The sequence below is a fragment of the Brevundimonas sp. FV1ps31S genome, from assembly GCF_058681265.1.
In genome coordinates this window covers 3,450,747-3,469,469 of record NZ_CM178735.1, presented here as the reverse complement: position 1 = coordinate 3,469,469, position 18,723 = coordinate 3,450,747, and the positions used below count along the sequence as shown (strand labels likewise).

At 68.9% G+C, this 18,723-nt stretch carries 17 protein-coding genes and 1 tRNA gene; 10 read left to right on the top strand and 8 right to left on the bottom strand.

The features are described 5' to 3' along the window. The first annotated feature begins 18 nt into the window (after positions 1-18). The 3 genes from ACVPT3_RS16640 to ACVPT3_RS16630 all read left to right on the top strand — a co-directional run bounded on the left by ACVPT3_RS16640 (position 19) and on the right by ACVPT3_RS16630 (position 5,076). Entirely contained in the window at positions 19-1,635 is a 1,617-nt protein-coding gene (locus ACVPT3_RS16640; RefSeq protein WP_492041944.1) for a YifB family Mg chelatase-like AAA ATPase, read from the top strand. Between the two features lie 88 nt (positions 1,636-1,723). Next, the gene (locus tag ACVPT3_RS16635; RefSeq protein ID WP_492041943.1) at positions 1,724-3,259 is read left to right on the top strand and encodes a response regulator; all 1,536 of its coding nucleotides are present in this window, start codon (positions 1,724-1,726) and stop codon (positions 3,257-3,259) included. Positions 3,260-3,300: 41 nt separating this feature from the next. Beyond that, a complete protein-coding gene (locus ACVPT3_RS16630) occupies positions 3,301-5,076 on the top strand; it encodes an AmpG family muropeptide MFS transporter (RefSeq protein WP_492041942.1) in 1,776 nt (591 codons plus the stop codon). A gap of 51 nt (positions 5,077-5,127) precedes the next feature. On the opposite strand, the gene ACVPT3_RS16625 is transcribed toward ACVPT3_RS16630, so the two are convergent. Continuing rightward, on the bottom strand, positions 5,128-5,265 hold the full coding sequence (locus ACVPT3_RS16625) for an entericidin A/B family lipoprotein (RefSeq protein WP_492041941.1): 138 nt from the start codon (positions 5,263-5,265) through the stop codon (positions 5,128-5,130). Between the two features lie 185 nt (positions 5,266-5,450). On the opposite strand from ACVPT3_RS16625, the gene ACVPT3_RS16620 reads away from it, so the two are divergent. The 3 genes from ACVPT3_RS16620 to rplS are packed head-to-tail and all read left to right on the top strand — an operon-like array spanning position 5,451 to position 8,507. Then, on the top strand, positions 5,451-7,298 hold the full coding sequence (locus tag ACVPT3_RS16620) for a DUF885 domain-containing protein (RefSeq protein ID WP_492041940.1): 1,848 nt from the start codon (positions 5,451-5,453) through the stop codon (positions 7,296-7,298). Between the two features lie 44 nt (positions 7,299-7,342). After that, on the top strand, positions 7,343-8,083 hold the full coding sequence (gene trmD / locus ACVPT3_RS16615) for a tRNA (guanosine(37)-N1)-methyltransferase TrmD (RefSeq protein ID WP_492041939.1): 741 nt from the start codon (positions 7,343-7,345) through the stop codon (positions 8,081-8,083). 1 nt (position 8,084) lies between these two features. Further along, positions 8,085-8,507: a 50S ribosomal protein L19 gene (gene rplS, locus ACVPT3_RS16610; RefSeq protein ID WP_492041938.1), complete on the top strand. Its 423-nt coding sequence runs from the start codon at positions 8,085-8,087 to the stop codon at positions 8,505-8,507. 67 nt (positions 8,508-8,574) lie between these two features. On the opposite strand, the gene ACVPT3_RS16605 is transcribed toward rplS, so the two are convergent. From ACVPT3_RS16605 to ACVPT3_RS16580, 6 genes are all read right to left on the bottom strand, one after another. Further along, positions 8,575-9,060, bottom strand: coding sequence for a PA2169 family four-helix-bundle protein (locus ACVPT3_RS16605; protein ID WP_492041937.1), 486 nt, complete (start codon positions 9,058-9,060; stop codon positions 8,575-8,577). Positions 9,061-9,152: 92 nt separating this feature from the next. After that, complete coding sequence (locus tag ACVPT3_RS16600) at positions 9,153-9,950, bottom strand: tryptophan 2,3-dioxygenase (protein ID WP_492041936.1); 798 nt, start codon at positions 9,948-9,950, stop codon at positions 9,153-9,155. Between the two features lie 40 nt (positions 9,951-9,990). Further along, positions 9,991-10,521 carry a CHAP domain-containing protein gene (locus ACVPT3_RS16595; RefSeq protein WP_492041935.1) on the bottom strand — a complete coding sequence of 177 codons (531 nt, stop codon included), beginning with the start codon at positions 10,519-10,521 and terminating at the stop codon, positions 9,991-9,993. Between the two features lie 48 nt (positions 10,522-10,569). Then, positions 10,570-11,709: an acyltransferase family protein gene (locus ACVPT3_RS16590; RefSeq protein ID WP_492041934.1), complete on the bottom strand. Its 1,140-nt coding sequence runs from the start codon at positions 11,707-11,709 to the stop codon at positions 10,570-10,572. Positions 11,710-11,774: 65 nt separating this feature from the next. Beyond that, positions 11,775-13,247, bottom strand: coding sequence for a carotenoid oxygenase family protein (locus ACVPT3_RS16585; protein WP_492041933.1), 1,473 nt, complete (start codon positions 13,245-13,247; stop codon positions 11,775-11,777). A gap of 23 nt (positions 13,248-13,270) precedes the next feature. Beyond that, complete coding sequence (locus ACVPT3_RS16580; RefSeq protein ID WP_492041932.1) at positions 13,271-13,699, bottom strand: DUF2141 domain-containing protein; 429 nt, start codon at positions 13,697-13,699, stop codon at positions 13,271-13,273. Between the two features lie 257 nt (positions 13,700-13,956). Between ACVPT3_RS16580 and ACVPT3_RS16575 the strand changes: the two genes are divergently transcribed. Continuing rightward, positions 13,957-14,033: transfer RNA gene (locus ACVPT3_RS16575), tRNA-Ala, on the top strand. Positions 14,034-14,047: 14 nt separating this feature from the next. On the opposite strand, the gene ACVPT3_RS16570 is transcribed toward ACVPT3_RS16575, so the two are convergent. Then, positions 14,048-16,210 (bottom strand): primosomal protein N', encoded by a 2,163-nt coding sequence (locus ACVPT3_RS16570; protein WP_492041931.1) that lies wholly within the window; start codon positions 16,208-16,210, stop codon positions 14,048-14,050. Between the two features lie 186 nt (positions 16,211-16,396). Here ACVPT3_RS16570 and fsa point away from each other — a divergent pair, with 186 nt between their 5' ends. The 3 genes from fsa to ACVPT3_RS16555 are packed head-to-tail and all read left to right on the top strand — an operon-like array spanning position 16,397 to position 18,711. Then, complete coding sequence (gene fsa / locus ACVPT3_RS16565; protein WP_271165077.1) at positions 16,397-17,050, top strand: fructose-6-phosphate aldolase; 654 nt, start codon at positions 16,397-16,399, stop codon at positions 17,048-17,050. A 36-nt stretch (positions 17,051-17,086) separates the two neighbouring features. Further along, complete coding sequence (locus ACVPT3_RS16560) at positions 17,087-17,800, top strand: DUF484 family protein (protein ID WP_492041930.1); 714 nt, start codon at positions 17,087-17,089, stop codon at positions 17,798-17,800. After that, positions 17,782-18,711, top strand: coding sequence for a tyrosine recombinase XerC (locus ACVPT3_RS16555; RefSeq protein WP_492041929.1), 930 nt, complete (start codon positions 17,782-17,784; stop codon positions 18,709-18,711). Before ACVPT3_RS16560 ends, ACVPT3_RS16555 begins: the two co-directional genes overlap by 19 nt. The last annotated feature ends 12 nt before the right edge of the window (positions 18,712-18,723 follow it).

Below are 18,723 nucleotides of genomic sequence, written 5' to 3'. Positions count from 1 at the left end.
TCCAGCGGAGGGAACGCCATGGTCGCGCGGGTTGTCACGGTCGCCTTTGATGGAGTGGAGGCCCGGCGCGTGGACGTCGAGGTCCAGCTGGTCGGCCAGGATCAGCAGACGGTCTTTACCATCGTCGGCCTGCCGGACAAGGCGGTGGCCGAGAGCCGCGAACGGGTGCGCGGCGCCTTCGCCGGCATCGGCCTGGCCCTGCCGGCGCGGCGGATCATCGCCAATCTGGCCCCCGCCGACCTGCCCAAGGAGGGCAGTCATTTCGACCTGCCCATCGCCCTGGCCCTGATGGCGGCCATGGGGGTGATCGCCCCCGACGCTCTGGACGGCTGGGCCGCCATCGGCGAACTGGGGCTGGACGGTCAGATCGCACGGGTGGGCGGCGCCCTGCCGGCCGCCGTCGCCGCCGACGCCATGGGCCTGGGCCTGATCTGTCCCGAGGCCACGGGCCCCGAGGCCGCCTGGGCCGGCGGGGCGCGCATCCTGGCGCCGCGGTCCCTGATCGCCCTGGTCAACCACTTCAAGGGGACCCAGGTCCTGCGCGCGCCCGAGCCCGGCCCCCTGGCCAGCGGCAAGGCTGTGCCGGACCTGCGTGAGGTCAAGGGCCAGGAGGGCGCCAAGCGGGCGCTGGAGATCGGGGCGGCCGGCGGTCACAACCTGTTGTTCATCGGCCCGCCGGGGTCGGGAAAGTCGATGATGGCCCAACGCCTGCCCGGCCTCCTGCCGCCCCTGACCTCGCAGGAGTTGCTGGAGACCTCGATGGTCTGGTCGGTCGCCGGCCTGATCGAACGGGGGGCGCTGACCCGGGACCGCCCTTTCCGCAGCCCGCACCATTCCGCCTCGATGGCGGCTCTGACCGGCGGAGGGCTGCGGGCCAAGCCGGGCGAGGCGTCGTTGGCGCACAACGGCGTCCTGTTCCTTGATGAACTGCCCGAGTACAGCGCCCAGGCCCTGGACTCACTGCGGGCGCCTCTGGAGACGGGCGAGATCGCGGTGGCGCGGGCCAACGCCCATATCCGCTATCCGGCCCGGTTCCAGCTGGTGGCGGCGATGAACCCCTGTCGCTGCGGCATGGGCGGGGCCGGGCGGGGCGCCTGCGGCAAGGCCCCCCGCTGCCAGCGCGACTATCAGAACCGCATCTCTGGCCCGATGTTCGACCGGATCGACCTGACGGTCGAAACCCCGCCGGTCACGGCCGCCGACATGACCCTGCCGCCCCCGCCCGAGGGCACGGCCGAGGCCAGGGCCCGCGTCGCCGCCGCCCGCGCCCAGCAAGAGGAACGGGCGCGCGAGGCGGGGCTCGACCCGGCCCAGGGTCTGAACGCCCGCGCCTCCGGCGACACCCTGGACCGGTTCGCCACGCCGGACGAGGCGGGGCGGATGCTGCTGATGCGGGCGGGCGAAGCCGGGGGGCTGACGGCGCGCGGCTGGACCCGGACCTTGCGGCTGGCCCGCACCATCGCTGATCTGGACGGCTGCACGGGGGTTCTGCGCCGCCATATCGCCGAGGCCCTGATCTATCGCCGCAACACCGTCGGCGCCGAGGCCGACTTCAGTCGGCGCCAGGCCCATCGCGGCGAAGCCTCTGAGATCCGCGAGGCGGCGCCGGACCAGGCGCCCTTCCTCTATTCGTGAGGCCCTGATCCGAACCTCCCGCGCCCTCAGGAGAGAAGAACAATCCTTAACCCGGCGCGCCTATGCTCCACAGCTTGCGGAGATCCTGATGGCGCGACGGACGGCGATGAAGCAGATCGACACCGAGCCGACGCCTCCTGTCGAGGCGGCGCAGCAATTCCTGCGGTTGATGAGCCACGAGATGCGCACCCCCCTGAACGGGGTGCTGGGCATGATCAACCTGTTGCAGCGCACCCGACTGGACGGGGCCCAGCGGGCCTATGCCGAGAATGCGCGCCAGTCGGCCGAGCATCTGCTCGGCCTGGTCAATGATCTACTGGACTATGCCCGGCTTGAGGCCGGATCGCTCGAGTTCGATCTGGCTCCGGTCGATCTGGAAGGTCTGGCGCGCGGCGTCGCCGAACTGCTCAGCCCACGCGCCCACGACAAGGGACTGGAGATCGTCTGGTCGGTCGCCGCCGACGCCCCGGACATCCTGGCTGACGAGGGCCGGCTGCGGCAGGTGCTGTTCAACCTGGCCGGCAATGCGGTCAAGTTCACCGAGACCGGCGGCGTCCGCCTGTCGGTCGAACGCGCGGCTGACGAGGGACCGGCCCCCCAGGACGGGCGCATGCGTCTGGCCTTCATCATCGACGACACCGGCCCCGGCGTGCCGCTCGAGGCGCGGACCCGCATCTTTGAGGAATTCGGGCACGCGGATTCGTCCGACGCGGTGCGCCATGACGGGGCCGGTCTCGGGCTCGCCGTGGTGCGCAAACTGGCCACGGCCATGGGCGGAACGGTCGGGGTCGAGGATCGCCCCGGCGGTGGAGCCCGCTTCCGCTTCGAGGCCGGTTTCGACACCGTCGCCACACCACGCAAGACCTCGCTGCGGGGCCACAAGGTCGCCGTCCGCTCGCCCGACCCCTTTGTCCGGGCCGCCGCCGCCGCCCAGATTGAGGCCTCGGGCGGCAAGGTCGCCGCCGCCGCCGCCGCCGTATGGCTGATCGATCATGCCGCCGCCTCGCCCGGCGAACTGGTCGCCGCCCCGGACAAGGGGCGCGGCGTCGTCCTGCTGAAACCGTCGGAACGCGAGCTGATTCCTCGGTACCGGACCGCCGGCTTCCACGGCTATCTGATCAAGCCTCTGCGCCGGGCCTCCCTGGCCGAACGGGTGCTGGCGGCCGCCGGCGCCGGCGACGCCGCTGCGACGTCGAACCTGCTTCCGCCCGAGGACGACCGGGTCGCGACCGCCCGTTTTGCCGGGGTCCGCGTCCTGCTGGCGGAGGACAATCCGGTCGGGGCGCTTCTGGCCCGCACCCTGCTGCGCCGCGAGGGCTGCACCGTCGAGACCGCCGCCACCGGCGCCGAGGCCGTCGCCGCCCTGGCCCGCGCCCGCTACGACCTGGTCTTCATGGACATGCGGATGCCGGGCATGGACGGCCCCGCCGCCGCCCGCGCCATCCGCGCCACGGGCGACGCCACCCCCATTCTGGCCCTGACCGCCAACGCCTTCGCCGAAGACCGCCGCCTGTGCCTGGAGGCCGGAATGGACGACCATCTGGTCAAGCCCCTGGACGCCGCCGCCCTGCGCGCCGCCCTGGCCCGCTGGACGAAACGCGACATCCGCGCCAAGGTCGGCTGAGTTACAGGCGCCCGTTCTTCCGGCCGCCGCCGGAGCCGTGCATGACCGACAATTCGACCCCCGCCGCCGAGGTTTCCGGCCCGGCCAAACCCGTCGGACGTTTCGGCGGCCTCGCCGTTTATGGCGAGCGCCGGGTCTTCATCATGCTGATGCTGGGCTTTTCAGCCGGCCTGCCCAATCTGCTGATCTTCGACACCCTGACGGCCTGGCTGCGCGAGAGCGGCCTGACGCTGGAGGTGATCGGCTTCTTCGCCCTGGCCACCCTGTCCTATTCGCTGAAGTTCGTCTGGGCGCCCCTGATCGACCGGACCGCTGTGCCGTTGCTGACCCCGCTGCTGGGTCACCGCCGAGCCTGGATGTTGGTGACGCAAGCGGTGATCGTCTTCGGCCTGTGGTCGATCTCGACGCTGAATCCGGCCAACGCCCTGATCGCCGTCGCCGGGTTCGCCGCACTGGTCGGCTTCTTCGGCGCTACTCAGGACATCGTCATCGACGCCTGGCGGATCGAGGCGGCCGACGACAGCCGCCACGGCGCCATGGCCGCCGCCTATCAGATGGGTTACCGCGTCGCCATGATCGTGGCCGGCGCCGTGCCCCTAGTGCTGGCTGATCTCTACAACTGGAATCTCTCCTATGCGGTGATGGCGTGCCTCATGGGTTTCGGCATCGCCGGCGTCCTGTTCGCCCCGCGCGAGAAGGCGCATTCGATCCGGCCCATCCCCGTCGGCGACGTGCCGTCGCGGCCGAAGCTGGAGGTGGTGGAATGGATCGTGCGGCTGGCGGTGATCGGCGTCGCCGCCATGTTCCTGGGGACCGGCCTGACGGGCCAGTCGGCGCCCCTGAACGCCCTGTTCGGCCTGTTGGGCCTCGGCGCCGATGGCAAGGCTGCTGTGGCTTCGGCCCTGTCGGCCAAGCCAGAGGGCGTCTATCTGCAGTTCGCCTCGGTCTTCCTGGGGCTGGTGGTCATGGTGCTGGCCTGCTGGCCCCTGCCGGGCCTCAAGACACGTCCCGGCGCCTATCTGGCGGGCTCGTTCGGCCAGCCGATGGCCGACTTCTACCGGCGTTTCTCAGGCGTCGCGACGCTGATCCTGGCCCTCATCTGCGTCTATCGGCTGGCTGACTTCGTGCTGAACATCATGCCGCCCTTCTATATCGACCTCGGTTTCACCAAGACCGAGCTGGCCGAGGTGCGCAAGGTGTTCGGGGTGATCATGACGACGCTCGGCGTCTTCATCAGCGGCTGGTCGGTGGCCAGGCTGGGCTTGATCCGCACCATGGTCATCGGCGCCTTCATGAGCCCTGTCTCCAACCTGATCTTCGCTTGGCTGGCGACCCAGGGCCACAGTCTGTCGGCCCTGACCGTGGCGATCGGCGTCGACAACATCTCCGGCGGCTACGCCGGGACGGCCCTGATCGCCTATATGTCCAGCCTGACCTCGATCGGCTTCACCGCAACCCAATACGCTCTGTTCACCTCGCTGTACGCTCTGCCCGGCAAGCTGATCGCCTCGCAATCGGGCCGGATTGTCGAGGCCTCGGCCCGGGCGGCTGAGGGCAATGGGCCTTTCGCGGGTCTACGCAGTCTGTTCGCCAACATGCAGGAGGGAGTCCTGACCACGGGGGCGGCGACAAGCGGCGTCACCCCTGCCGCCCTGGGCGCGGGTTATGTCGCCTTCTTCCTCTATTCGGCGATCATTGGCGTGTTCGGCATCGTCCTGGCCTTCATCGTCGCCAGCAAACAGACCGCGCTTCAGGCGCGCCAAGCGGCCCAGGAGGAGGATCCCGCCGTGGCGGCGACTGAGGGCCAGCCGTCCTGAAACGCGAAAGGCTCGCCGATCAGGCGGGCCTTTCCGGATCGCCGCCTGACCTTAGTGTTTCGCCCTTTCGGCGCCCGAACTGACGGCCGAACCGGCGGCCGAGACGTCGCGACCCACGCCGGCGATGGTGTTGCAGGCGGATACCGCCAAGGCGGCGGCGACGAGGGAGAGGGTGATGATCCTGCGCATGGCGAAAACCCCAGGTGTTATGGTCAAGCTGTCCGCCAAACACTGCACATCGGCATAGGTTGCATCAAGCGGCGCCATATCCGGTTTCGACGAATATCCGTTGGATCGGGACACGCCGCTGCGCTGACGCTTGCATAGGCCGGACGACCCCCCGAAGGTGAACGCCTGTCTTCGAGGGGTTGTTCATGCGTCGTCTTCTGATCTCGTCCACCGCCGTCCTGGCGGTGATGTCCGGCGTTCCTGCCCTGGCCCAGACGCCAAACGTGGCGCCGCCCGCCGCGCCGTCAGCCCAAGCCCAGAGCGAGGACGCGCGGCTGAACGCCTTCTTCGAAGAGGCCTTCCAGGCGCGCATCGCCCTCAGCCCGCAACAGATGACCTCGCTGGGGATCAAGACCGATTACGACAGGCTGGACGATGTCTCAGACGCCGCCGCCGACCGCGCCCTGGCCCTGTCCGAAAGCCAGCTGGCCCGGATGAAGGCCGAGTTCGATCCGCAGAAGCTGGGACCTCAGGCGCGTTTGTCGTGGCGAATGTTCGAATACGGCGTGCAACAGGCGCGGCTGTCGAACCAGTGGCGCGACTGGGGCTTTCAGTTCGCCGCCAACGGCAATCCGACCACCAGCCTGCCGGTCTTCCTGATCAATAACCACCGCGTCTCCAGCGTTTCGGACGCCGAGGCCTATGTCGCCCGGCTGAGCGCCGCCCAGGTCCAGATGGGCCAGGTCGCCGACGAGCTGCGTCAGCGCGCGGCGGCCGGCGTGGTGTCGCCCCGTTTCGTCTTTGAACCCTCCATCGCCAATACCCGCAACGTCATCTCCGGCGCCCCGTTTGACGATGGGCCGGACAATCCGGTCTGGGCCGACTTCAACAAGAAGGTCGCGGCGCTGGAGGCCGATCAGGCGACCAAGGACCGGCTGCTGGCAGAAGGGCGCGCCGCCCTGATCGGTCCCTACAAGGCCGGGTTCGACACTGTGCTGACGGCCCTGGCCGAGGTTCAGCCCATGGCCGACAGCGACGCGGGCGTGTGGCGCCTGCCGCAGGGCGAGGCCTATTACAATGCTCGGCTCCAGCTCTCGACCACCACCGACCTGACCGCCGACCAGATCCACCAGATCGGCCTGGACGAGGTCGCCCGCATCCAGGCCGAGATGGAAGTCATCAAGGCCCAGGTCGGCTTCACCGGCACGCTGCAGGAATTCTTCGTCTTCCTGAAGACCGATCCGCGCTTCCAGTATCCGAATGCGCCGGAAGGCAAGGAACAGTATCTGACCGACGCGCGCGGCTTCATCGCCCAGGTGATGGCGGCGGCGCCCCAATGGTTCTCGACCTTGCCCAAGGCGGCGCTGGAGGTGCGGGCGGTCGAGCCGTTCCGCGAGGCGACGGCCTCGATCGCCTTCTACAACTCGCCGGCGCCGGACGGGTCGCGGCCGGGCATCTATTACGTCAACCTGTCGGACATGACCCAGGTGCTGAAGCCCCAGATCGAGGGCATCAGCTATCACGAGGGCGCGCCGGGCCACCATTTCCAGATCGCCTATGCGCAAGAGATCGAGGGCCTGCCGCGCTTCCGTCGCTTCGGCGGCTATGGGGCCTACGCCGAGGGCTGGGGACTCTATGCCGAGCAGCTGGGCAAGGAGATGGGCTTCTATCAGGACCCCTATTCCGACTTCGGCCGGCTCTCGACCGAGCTGTGGCGCGCGGTGCGTCTGGTGACCGACACGGGCCTGCACGCCAAGCGCTGGAGCCGGGAACAGGCGATGGACTATTTCCGCCAGAACTCCCTGCTGTCGGAACGCGACATCGAAAAGGAAGTCGAGCGCTACATCACCAATCCCGGCCAGGCGACCAGTTACAAGATCGGCGAGCTGAAGATCGAGGAACTGCGCGACCGGGCCAAGGCGGCGCTGGGCGACCGGTTCGACATCAAGGACTTCCACGCCGTGGTCCTGGGCTCCGGCTCGGTGCCGCTGGACGTGCTGGAAGACCAGGTCGACGGCTGGATCGCGGCGGGCGGCGGGGCGCCGACGACCTGACCCGGCTCGCCTTTCCGGTCACAGGGCGGTAAAGGGCGCGCGCCATGCCCTTCACCGCCACCGTCCTGACCATGTTTCCCGAGGCCTTTCCGGGCCCGCTCGGCGTGTCGCTGATCGGCACGGCCTGGCGCGAGAAGGGCCTTTGGAGCCTGGATACGGTTGACATTCGCGGCTTTTCCACAGATACGCGCGGCTTCCTGGACGACACCCCTGCGGGTGGCGGCCCGGGAGCTGTGCTTAAGGCGGACGTGGTGGCCCGGGCGGTGGATAGCCTGCCGGGACCGACCAACCCTTCTAGGGGGCGCCCGCTTTTGTACATGAGCGCCCGGGGTCGACCCCTGACCCAGGCGCGCGTCAAGGAATGGGCGAAAGCCGACGGGATCGTCGTGCTGTGCGGCCGTTTCGAGGGGGTGGACCAGCGGGTGCTCGACGCACGCGGGTTCGAGGAGGTCTCGGTCGGAGACGCGGTGCTCGCCGGCGGCGAGGCGGCGGCCATGGTCGTGATCGAGGCGTGCGTAAGACTGATCCCCGGAGTGCTCGGCGCGGCAGACAGCCTGTCTTCCGAGAGTTTCGAGGATGGGCTTCTGGAACACCCGCAGTACACGCGACCGCGGACGTTCGAGGGGCTTGAGATACCCGAGGTGCTGCTGTCGGGCGACCACAAGAAGGTCGCACAATGGCGCGAGGCGCAGCGGGAGAAGACCACGCGGGAGCGACGGCCGGACCTCTGGGCGGCGCATCTCGCCAACTCACAGGCAAAGAGCGCAAAGCTCGAGGAGAAATGACATGAACATCGTTCAACAGCTGGACGCCGAAGAAAAAGCCCGCGTCCTGGGCGAACGCAAGATCCCGGTCTTCCAGCCCGGCGACACCCTGCGCGTCAACGTGAAGATCAAGGAAGGCGAGCGCGAGCGCGTCCAGGCCTTCGAAGGCGTCTGCATCGCCCGTGACGGCGGCGGCATCAGCGAGACCTTCACGGTCCGCAAGATCTCGTTCGGCGAAGGCGTCGAACGCAAATTCCCCATTCTGTCGCCGAACATCGAGTCGATCGAAGTGAAGCGCCGCGGCGTCGTGCGTCGCGCCAAGCTTTATTATCTGCGTGATCGTCGCGGCAAGTCGGCCCGGATCGCCGAACGCCAGACCGTCCGCCCCGCTAAGGGCACCGTGGTTCCGGAAACGGGCGCCGCCGACAAGGGCGACGAAGCCTGATTTCAGGCGTCGATGCGAAAATGAGAGCCCCGGCGGAAACGCCGGGGCTTTTTTCATTGGGACGCGGTCAGTTGGGGAACAGCGGGTTCGAGGCGTCCCTCTGACCCTGCAGGCTGTGTTTGAGCCCCTCCATCTGGTCGTGGCCGGATTTTACGGAGACATAGGCGTCGCGGATGGTCTCGCGCGTGGCGGCTGAGACCTCGGAATCATCCAGCGCCCTTTCGAACTTAGAGGCGATGAAACCCTCGCCGCTGTCGATGGAGCCGACCACGCTGTCGTCGTCTCGCAGCAGGGCGTGTTTTATGTCCAGGAAGGCGCGGTGGGCCTTGGCCAGGATAGAGCCGTGGGATTCCGGGTCGCCGCCCAGGGCGCGCACGGCGGCGGACAGGGTCTCGACCACCCCGCGGCGCTCTTCGCTGCGGCGTTCGAACAGACCGCGATAATGAGGATCCTGGGTCTCCTCTGCGGCCTGGCGATAGCCGTCTGCGCTGTCCAGCGTGGTCTCGATCAGTCCGTTCAGAACCTTGATGTCGTGGGCGTTCGGGGTGCTCATCTCGTCGACTCCTCCGCTATGGCGGTCAGACGGCGAAATGAGCGGAAGCGGCGAAGGTTGCGAACCTGCGCGCATGGACGATCAAGACCGCGTCAGAGCGCGGTCCGCAGCGACCACAGCTCGGGGAAGCAGCGCTTGGTCAGGGTCGAGGCCAGATAGGCCGCCCCCTCGGTGCCGCCGGTGCCGCGCCGCCGGCCGATGATCCGCTCGACCGTGACCACATGCTTGTGCCGCCAGGTCAGCAGGGCGTCGTCCAGATCGACCAGTTTCTCGGCTAGCTGGTACAGGGGCCACCAGCGTTCGGTGTCGCGATAGACCTCCAGCCAGGCCGCCTCCACCGCTTCGGACGGCTCGTAGGGCTGGGTCACGTCGCGGTTCAGCACCTCGACCGGTATGGACAGACCCGCCTTGGCCATCTGGGCCAGGGCGTCGTCATACAGGCTGGGGGCGGCGATGGCGGCCTGGAGCGCGGCCAGGGCCTCGGGCCGATCCGTGTGGAACTTCAGGAAGCTGGAATCCTTGAGCCCCAGCATGGCCTCGAACCGGCGGAACTGATCGCTCTGGAAGCCCGAGGACGAGCCCAGCGAGCCCCGAAACCGCAGATAGTCGGCCGGGGTCATGGTCGACAGAATGTCCCAGCTCTGGGTCATCACCGCCTGGATGCGGCTGACGCGGGCCAGGCTCTTGTAGGCGGGCACCAGATCGCCGGCGCGCACCATGGACTGGGCCAGGGCGACCTCGTGCAGGATCTGCTTCAGCCACAGCTCCTTGGTCTGGTGGATGACGACGAACAGCATCTCGTCGTGCTGGTCCGACAGCGGATGCTGGGTGGAAAGCAGGTCGTCCAACGCCAGATAGCCGGCGTAGGTGATGTCGCTGGATTGGGTCATGCGCCGCTATCGCCCGCGGGGGGCGGATGCGCAAGCGGGCCTAGGGTTGACCCTGGGCCGCAGCGTTGGAGGCGATCTGGCGTCCGGCGTCGTAAGCGTCGCGCGCGCCTTTGTAGATGAAGCCGTAGGTCGGATAGACGGTCGTGCCCAGGTCCTTGATCGGATTGTACCAGACCTTGACCTGCGACCAGTCGTTGGAGGGGGAGACGTCGACGACGGTGACATTCTCCTCGACCTTGCCGCGGCTTCCGCCCCAGTTGGCGTGGGTCACGCGGACCACGCGGTCGGTCAGGATGTCGGAGACGACGGCGACATGGCCCCGGCTCATGCGACCCTCGGGACGGAAGACCAGGACCGATCCGGTCTCGGGCGCGTCGCCGGTGCGGAACTTCTCGGCAGCCTGACGCCACCAGGTCCAGGCGTCGCCGAAGATGTTGATGCCCGAGAACATGCGGGCGAAAGTCACGCACTGCCAGTACGGCTCATCAGCCTTTGCGGAAGAAGGGACCACGCCCAGCGCAAAAAAACCGAGGGTCGCCGCAACCGCGGCGGCTTTGAGCCGTTTCGTCATGCTGAGGCTGTATCCCGACTGCCGATGGTGTTTTTAGAACACAGGCCCTCAGGATTCGACAACCCTTTTCGGCGTACCGCCGTGCGTCGGGCGCTTGTCCGCCTGTTCGCTTGACAGGGGATTTCGACCCTGGCCCCACCCCCTCAACGCCTTGCGCGCCGGGTGTTCGACCAGGTGGTACGACAGGGCCGCGACGACGGGCAAAAGCGCCAGAATCGCCAGCCACACGAAAATGTGAACCTGCTTGTCCGGGGCGTCGGTGGCCTTGGCCGCCAGGTTCACGGCCAGCAATTTCCACGGCACGCAGACCATATAGACCGAATAGCTGATCTCCCCCAGATAGACGGCCGGCCTGGATGCGAGCCATCCCGCCCGTTCGTTCGGCAGCGACGCCAGCGACAGGATCAGGGCGCCGGCCAGCAGGACGGTGATTCCGTCCCACAGGCCGAGAGCCGCGCTCAGCACCATAAGGCCGAACGAGACAGCCGAAGCGGTCCAGGGCGCGGACAGCGGGGCCTTGCGATGGACGAGATAGAGGGCGCAGCCGAGGGCGAAACAGGGGACGATCCGCAGCGCGCCCCACCGGATAGTCGCCTCGGTCAGCGAAAAGCCCGCGATCCGTTCGAACGCCAGATAGGCCACGATCAGGAAGGCCGCAGCGCCCAGGACGGCGACCCTGGGCCTGTGGCGCAGGCGCCAGAAGACGAAGGCGAACAGGGGGAAGCAGATATAGGCGAACCATTCGGCCGAGATCGACCAGGACGGATGGTTCCAGCCGGCGACCGGCGCCAGACCCCAGGCGTGAACCATCAGCAGATTGGCCGGCAGGGACGCCCAGGACAGGACGTTTCCGTCGACGCTCATTCCGGCGAACAGGGCGGCGCCCGCCAGCAGCCCCACCCCGACCAGGGTCGCGACGTGCAGCGGATAGACTCGCGCCACCCGCGCCCACAGGAAGCCGCGATAGGAGAACCGCTTCTCGCCCGCCGCCTGCAGATAGACGTGGCTCAGGATGAAGCCCGACAGGACGAAGAACAGCTCGACCCCCAGATACCCCTTCTGGACCAAGCCGGACGACGGCGCCCCCGCCAGGTTCTCCCATAAGGTATAGACGGCCACCCAGATCGCCGCGCCGAAACGCAGGGCGGTGATGGGGCGGAGATCGGCAGGAGTCTGGACGGGGGTCATGGTCTCACCTTGGCACGTCAGGCTTGTCGAACCGTGAAGGCCCGCAAGCTTCGCGCCTCCACCCCCTATCCCGCCCAGGTCCCGTGGAAGCCCGCCGGCAGGGCCGTGTCCGCCTGCCAGGTCGCCACCGGCCCGTCTTCGACATGGGCCGCGTCGAAGACGTGCAACTCGGTGCGGCCGGCCCTCAGATTGACCGACGGTCCCACCAGCCAGGCGTCGGTCTCGGCCGTGGCGCCGGGCTTGGGCACGAAGACCGTCTCCTCGACGATCTGATGAAGGCCGAAGGTGAAGCCGTGCGACCGGCCGCTGTCCCAGTCCTGCACGGCCAGACCCGTGGGCAGGGGGCGCCCCGCCGTCTCGCCGCTGGTGTGGACGGTCAGGCTGCGCTTCAGACCCAGACGGCGCGGATCGGCCTTGGGGAATTCGCCGACGGCGTCGGTGGTCAGCATCTCGGCCTTGCCGTCGGGACGCAGGGTGATCAGCGCCAGCTTGGCCGGATCACCCGGCACGACCCCGTGTCCCTCGACCAGAACCCGCGCCCCATCGACGGCGAAGCGTGGATCGCCGCTGGCCGCCACGTCGAAGCGGATCGTCCCGTCCGCCTCGGCCCAGGCGTCGCCCAGATGGAAGTGGAAGAAGCCCGGCAGTTCATAAAGGCGCGACTGGGTCAGGTCGTCCTTGTCCAGCACCATGACCTGCGTCCCGGTCTCGGGCCGCCAGACCAGGCCGTTGATGATCGGCAGGGCCTGGCGTTCCTGGATCCAGGGCTGAAGCACCAGGATCATATGCCGGTCGGTGGCGGTGAAGTCGTGCATATAGCTGGCGCGTGGCAGGCGGATGATCTCGGCCCGGTTGAGGCCCCCGTCGGGGTTCAGCCGCCAGATCACGGCCCGGTCGCCGGCCGTGCCGACGTTCCAGATCGAGCCGTCGGGCGCGCGACGCGGATGGGCCTGGAACGGCATGCCCTTCAGATCGTCGCGCAGGGTGACGAAGCCCTGGCTCGACAGGTCGGCCGCATCCATGGCCAGGGGCGAGCCGCCTTCCCACAGGGCCCAGACCTGGTTCCCGGCCGCCATGACGGCGGTATTGGCTGCGTTGGAGTCGTCGTTCGAGCCGACGCGGGCGCGGGCGTCGCCCCTTGTGCCGAAGCCGGGGGTCACCACGGCGTCCAGTTCGGTCTCGACCCGGCGCTTGGGCGTATCGGCGAACCGGGCCTCCAGCGTGGCCTGGCCGTCCTGGATGCGGAAGGCCCGCATCAGGCCGTCGCCGTCGAACCAGTGGGTGACAGACCCGCCCGGCCGCCGGAACCGACCCGGTCCATTGCGGAACAGGGCGCCCTCCAGCCCCGCCGGCGCCCGGCCATGGATCAGCCGCATCGTCTGACGCGGCAGGTCGCCCTCGACGTCGCGGGTGGCCAGGGCCCAGTCGGCCTTGGCGGCGGCGTCGAGGGCCGCAGCGGCGCGAACCATCTCGGGCGTGGCGACGGCGGCCGACAGGGCGGCGGCGCCCATCAGGAAGGAACGGCGGGAAGGGGTCATGATCTGGCTCCTGCTGGGACGGACTATTTGAGGCGGATGGTCTGGACGACCGCCCCGGTCGCGGCGAACCTCGCGCGCTCCCATGAGGCCGGACCCATGTTGCCGACGGCGTTGTTGGAGAAGGCGAAGGGTTCGACCGGCATGCCGAACGGATTGGTCTTCATCTTCCCGTCGCCGTCGACGTCTTGGAAGACGCGCATCGCATAGTCGCCGTCCGGCAGGTCCTCGAACCGGACCTGTTTGGAAGCGGCCGCCGCGTCCACCATGGCGTAACGAACCGGCTGGCCCTCGCCGCCGTAGCTGGCCTCGCTGTTGAATAGGGCGACCATGATCCGTCCCGTCGGGGCGGCCACGTCGAAGTCGAAGGTGACGTCGGCCGCCAAGGCGGAGGTCGACGCCAGGGCGGCGGCGGCAAGAGCGGCGCAAGCGCAGAGGGTGGAGAGAGTCTTCATGGCGCGGTGTCCTGTTGGTCCGGGCCGACGACCGGCCCTGGATGACCAGACCCTGAAGACGACGGGTCCCCGTAGCCATCGCACATGCGGGAACACCCATCCGCCCTTCGTGAATGACCACCGCAGCCGCTAACGAAGCGCCGGTCGCCACCCATTTGGTGAGTTTTCGCGCCCCATTTCGCCGCTACAGCCCGTTACATGTCGAAACGCGCATGACATCAGTCCCAGCCCGGCCTGTGGCAGTCTGCACGCGTTACGGCCTGGTGGCGGAGTGGCTACGCGGCGGGCTTGCAAGCCCGAAAACCCTCCGTTCGACTCGGAGGCCAGGCCTCCATCCTCTACCTCAGCTCAGAGGAAGGAGTAGGGATCGACATCCACTGTCAGGCGGACCGAGGCGGGGATCTTCACCCGCGCCAGCCAGGCGCGCATAAACGCCTGAAGGTTGACGTCGCGGTCGGCCCGCACCAGCAGCCGCTTGCGTCGCCGTCCCCGCACCAGGGCCAGGGGCGCGTCGGCGGGGCCATAGACCTCCAGCCGTTCCGCGTTGGGAATGGCCTGGGCCAGGTCGGCGGCGACCTTTTCCACCGCCGCCGCATTCTCGCTGGACAGGATGATCGCCGCCAACCGGCCGAACGGGGGCAGGGCGGCGGCTTCCCGTTCGGCCATTTCAGCCTCGACGAACGCGTCGCGGTCGCCCGCCGCCAGGGCCTGAAGCACCGGATGTTCGGGGGTCCAGGTCTGCAAAATGGCCCGCCCCGGTCGGTCGGCGCGACCCGCTCGCCCCGTCGCCTGCGCCAAAAGCTGATAGGTCCGCTCGGCCGCCCGCAGGTCGCCGCCCCGCAAGCCCAGGTCCGCATCCACCACCCCGACCAGGGTCAGGCGCGGGAAGTTGTGGCCCTTGGCGGCGGCCTGGGTCGCGACCAGGATGTCGATCTCGCCGTCCGTCATCCGCTGGATCAAGGCCCGCGCAGACTTGGCGTCGGGCACAGTGTCAGAGCTGAACACCGCCGCCTGCGCCTCGGGGAACAGCTGGCGCACCTCCTCCTCGACCCGTTCGACGCCGGGGCCGACCGAGACCAGGGAGTCCTCGGCCCCGCACGAGGGGCACAGTTTCGGCCGCGCCATGGAGAAGCCGGTCAGGTGACAGACCAGACGGCCGGTGTACCGGTGCTCGACCAGCCAGCTGTCGGTGTCCGGCGCAGTCAGCCGGTGCCCACAGACGCGGCACAGGACGACGGGCGCATAGCCGCGCCGGTTCAGGAATAACAGGGTCTGCTCGCCCCGCGCCAGGGTCTCGCCCACCGCCGTACGCAGGGGTTGGGACAGCCAGGTCTGGGGATCGGGGGTGTGCTGGCGCAGGTCCAGCAGTTCGATATCGGGCATCACCGCCACCCCGTGACGCGCGCCCAGCTTCAGCCAGTCATACCGCCCGGCCTGGGCGTTCCACAGGGTCTCCAGCGACGGCGTGGCCGAGGCCAGAACCACCGCCGCCCCCTCGATCCGCGCCCGCGCCACCGCCAGATCCCGCCCGTGATAGACCAGACCCTCTTCCTGTTTGAACGAACTGTCGTGCTCCTCGTCCACCACGATCAGCCGCAGATTGACGAAGGGCAGGAACAGGGCCGAGCGGGCGCCGACCACGATATTGCACCGGCCGGCGACCACCGCCTCCCACACCTGACGGCGGCGGGGCGGGGCGACGCCGGAATGCCATTCGGCGGGGGCGGCGCCGAACCGGGCCGTGATCCGTTCGATCAGGGCCTGGGTCAGGGCGATCTCGGGCAGAAGGATCAGAATCTGCGCCGCCGGATCGGCCCGCAGCACCCGCGCGATCGCCTCCAGATAGGCCTCGGTCTTGCCCGACCCCGTGACCCCGTCCAGTAGGAAGGGCCGGAAACCGCCGCCGGTCACGCCCGCCGCCAGGGCCGAAGCCGCCGCCGCCTGGTCGCCGTTCAGGGTCGCCGGCGCATGGTCGGGGTCGGGCCGGTCGAACGCCGCCTCCGCCGCGATCTCGATGATTTCCAGAACGCCCTCGTCGATCAGGCCCTTGATCACCCCCGACGACACGCCGGCGGCGCGCGCCAGATCGGCGCCCGCCATGGAGCGGTCGCCCAAGGCTTCCAGCACGCCCGTCCGGGCCGGGGTGGCGCGCGCCGGCTGGCGGTCGCCGACCCGCCGCACCCGACGTTCCGGCCGGGGACGCGGCGCGCGCAGTCCCTTCAGCGCGGTCGCCGCCATCTCGCCGGGCGGGGACAGGGTCCAACGCCCGGCCCATTCGACGAAGTCCATCACTCCGGCCGGTAGCGCAGGGTCGTCCAGTCTCGACTCGACCGATTTCAGCCGCCGGTTGGACCCGGTGGTCTCGAACACCTCGGCCACCACGCCCCGGATTAGCCGAGGCCCCAGCGGCACGGCGACCTGATCGCCGCGCGCCAGGCTCAGCGTCTCGGGAACTTCATAATCGAAGGCTTCCGGCACGGGCAGGGGAATGAGGACCGAGGCGACTTTCATGCGATCCTCCCCCATTGGGGGAGGGGGACCGCCCGAAGGGTGGTGGATGGGGCAAGGGCTGACTGGGTGTGGAGCGTGGAGCGCCTGCGCGCGGGCAGGCCCCCTCCACCGCTCCGCGGTCCCCCTCCCCCGATAGGGGAGGATTTGGCTCGCGTCTCGATCTCCACGCCGCTAAAAGCCAAACTCATGAAACTCTTTCTCGATACCGCCGACGTCGCCGTCATCAAGGACATGGTCCCCACCGGCATGGTGGACGGCGTCACCACCAATCCGTCGCTGATCGCCAAGTCGGGTCGGAACATCGCCGAGGTCATCGCCGAGATTTGCGCCCTCGTCGAGGGGCCGATTTCCGCCGAGGCCGTCTCGCTCGATTTCGAGACCATGGTCAAGGAGGGCGACAAGCTCGCCGCCATCGCCCCGAACGTGGTCGTGAAACTGCCCCTGACCTGGGACGGCCTGCGCGCCTGCCGCGTCTTCACCGACAAGGGCATCAAGACCAACGTCACCCTGTGCTTCTCGGCCGCCCAGGCGCTGCTGGCCGCCAAGGCCGGCGCCACCTTCGTCTCGCCCTTCGTCGGCCGGCTGGAAGACAATGGCGCCGACGGCATCGCCCTGCTGGAGGAAATCCGCGTCCTGTATGACGTACACGGTTTCGAGACCCAGATCCTGGCCGCCTCGCTGCGCAACGTCGCCCATGTAGCCGCCGCCGCCGTCGCCGGATCGGACGCCGCAACCTTCGGCGCTGACACATTCAAGGCTCTGGTAAAGCACCCGTTAACCGACAGAGGTCTTGATGCCTTCGTGGCGGACTGGGCCAAGACCGGTCAGTCCATCCTGTAAATCGCGCGTCACGGAGAGGTCTGTTTGAGCGGCTCATTGGACCTTTTCGAAACCTCCGAGGCGGAGCCGGTCCCCCACCTCGGCGACGGCCTGCATTGGCCCGAGGTGCGCGGCTGGCTTCAGACCCATCCCCAGACCCTGCTGGACGATCGCTCCCTGCTGGAAGAGATCGGTCTGCGTCCGCACGGTCGTAATGTGCTCGAGTTCGGCGCCGCCGCCCTGACGCGGCTCGAGGCGGTGGTCGAGCGTGAGGCCGGCGCCCGGCGCGAGGTGGAAACTATCGCCCGCGCCAATTTCGCCGCCCAGACCCAGACCCACGTCGCCGCCCTGGACCTGATGGAGGCCCGCAATCATTCCGACCTGGCCCGCCGTCTGGATGCGGCGGCCCAGGGCCGGTTCGGCCTGGCCGGCGCCGCCATCGCCATGGAAAAGCCGGGCGGCGTGCCCTTCGGCTGGCGTTCGCTGGAGACCGGCGCCGTGGACAATCTGCTAGGCGAACACGGCCTGACCTGGCTGGGGCCGGCGTTCGAGGGGCTGGACCTGTTCGGCGCGGCCGCCGATCAGGTGAAGTCCGTCGCCCTGATCCGAATGGCGCCGCATCTGACGCCGGGCGAACCGCCCCGTCCCTGCCTGTGCGCCTTCGGTTCGCCCGAACCCGAGGGCTTCACCCCCACCATGGGCTGCGAACTGGCCGCCTTCCTGGCCCGGGTGGTGGAGCGGATGGCTGAGCGATGGCCGGTGTTGAACTGACCGCCGCCGAGACCCTGCTCGCCTGGCTCGAGCATCTGGCGCACGAGCGTCGACTGTCGCCCCGCACCCTGGAGGCCTACGGCCATATCGGCCGGCTCTATGTCGCCTTCCTCGAACGCCATCGCGGCGAGGCCCTGACGTTGAAGACGTTGGGAACCGTCACCGCCGCCGAGGTCCGCGCCCATCTGGCGGACCGCCGATCCGGCGATCATCCCCTGGCGGCCCGGTCCCTCAGCCAGACCCTGTCGGCCATTCGCGGCTTTCACGCCTTTCTGGACCGGAGGCTGGACACGCCCGCGCCCCAGCTGGCCCTGGTGCGCGGGCCCCGGATCAAACCGTCCCTGCCTCGACCGGTGACGGAGGATCAGGCGCGCGGCCTGTTGGCCGAACCCGACGCCGATCCGGACGCCGAACCCTGGGAGGCCGCGCGCGACCGCGCCGTCCTGACCCTGCTCTACGGCTGCGGTCTGCGGATCTCCGAGGGCCTGTCCCTGACCCGGGCCGAAGCCCCGTTGGGCGAGACGCTGCGTGTTATCGGCAAGGGATCAAAGACCCGGATCGTCCCGGTTCTGCCGGCGGTGCGCGCGGCGGTGGATGCCTATCTGGCGCTCCAGCCCTTTCCGCTTCAACCGTCCGACGCCCTGTTCCGCGCCCGGCGCGGCGGGCCGCTCAGCCCGCGTCACGTCCAGGCCTCGGTCCAGCGACTGCGCGGGCGGCTGGGCCTGCCCGAACGCACCACCCCCCACGCCCTGCGCCACAGTTTCGCGACCCATCTGCTGGGCGCCGGCGCCGATCTGCGCTCGATCCAGGAACTGCTGGGCCACGCCAGCCTGTCGACGACCCAGAAATACACCGGCGTCGACGCTGAGCGCCTGTTGAACGCCTATGCGGCGGCCCATCCGCGCGCCTAGGCTTTCGCCCCG

Excerpts from the sequence above, each read along its gene's own strand:
- ACVPT3_RS16640 (WP_492041944.1), top strand. The coding sequence starts at position 19 with ATGGTCGCGCGGGTTGTCACGGTCGCCTTTGATGGAGTGGAGGCCCGG.
- ACVPT3_RS16635 (WP_492041943.1), top strand. The coding sequence starts at position 1,724 with ATGGCGCGACGGACGGCGATGAAGCAGATCGACACCGAGCCGACGCCT.
- ACVPT3_RS16630 (WP_492041942.1), top strand. The coding sequence starts at position 3,301 with ATGACCGACAATTCGACCCCCGCCGCCGAGGTTTCCGGCCCGGCCAAA.
- ACVPT3_RS16625 (WP_492041941.1), bottom strand. The coding sequence starts at position 5,265 with ATGCGCAGGATCATCACCCTCTCCCTCGTCGCCGCCGCCTTGGCGGTA.
- ACVPT3_RS16620 (WP_492041940.1), top strand. The coding sequence starts at position 5,451 with ATGCGTCGTCTTCTGATCTCGTCCACCGCCGTCCTGGCGGTGATGTCC.
- trmD (WP_492041939.1), top strand. The coding sequence starts at position 7,343 with ATGCCCTTCACCGCCACCGTCCTGACCATGTTTCCCGAGGCCTTTCCG.
- rplS (WP_492041938.1), top strand. The coding sequence starts at position 8,085 with ATGAACATCGTTCAACAGCTGGACGCCGAAGAAAAAGCCCGCGTCCTG.
- ACVPT3_RS16605 (WP_492041937.1), bottom strand. The coding sequence starts at position 9,060 with ATGAGCACCCCGAACGCCCACGACATCAAGGTTCTGAACGGACTGATC.
- ACVPT3_RS16600 (WP_492041936.1), bottom strand. The coding sequence starts at position 9,950 with ATGACCCAATCCAGCGACATCACCTACGCCGGCTATCTGGCGTTGGAC.
- ACVPT3_RS16595 (WP_492041935.1), bottom strand. The coding sequence starts at position 10,521 with ATGACGAAACGGCTCAAAGCCGCCGCGGTTGCGGCGACCCTCGGTTTT.
- ACVPT3_RS16590 (WP_492041934.1), bottom strand. The coding sequence starts at position 11,709 with ATGACCCCCGTCCAGACTCCTGCCGATCTCCGCCCCATCACCGCCCTG.
- ACVPT3_RS16585 (WP_492041933.1), bottom strand. The coding sequence starts at position 13,247 with ATGACCCCTTCCCGCCGTTCCTTCCTGATGGGCGCCGCCGCCCTGTCG.
- ACVPT3_RS16580 (WP_492041932.1), bottom strand. The coding sequence starts at position 13,699 with ATGAAGACTCTCTCCACCCTCTGCGCTTGCGCCGCTCTTGCCGCCGCC.
- ACVPT3_RS16570 (WP_492041931.1), bottom strand. The coding sequence starts at position 16,210 with ATGAAAGTCGCCTCGGTCCTCATTCCCCTGCCCGTGCCGGAAGCCTTC.
- fsa (WP_271165077.1), top strand. The coding sequence starts at position 16,397 with ATGAAACTCTTTCTCGATACCGCCGACGTCGCCGTCATCAAGGACATG.
- ACVPT3_RS16555 (WP_492041929.1), top strand. The coding sequence starts at position 17,782 with ATGGCCGGTGTTGAACTGACCGCCGCCGAGACCCTGCTCGCCTGGCTC.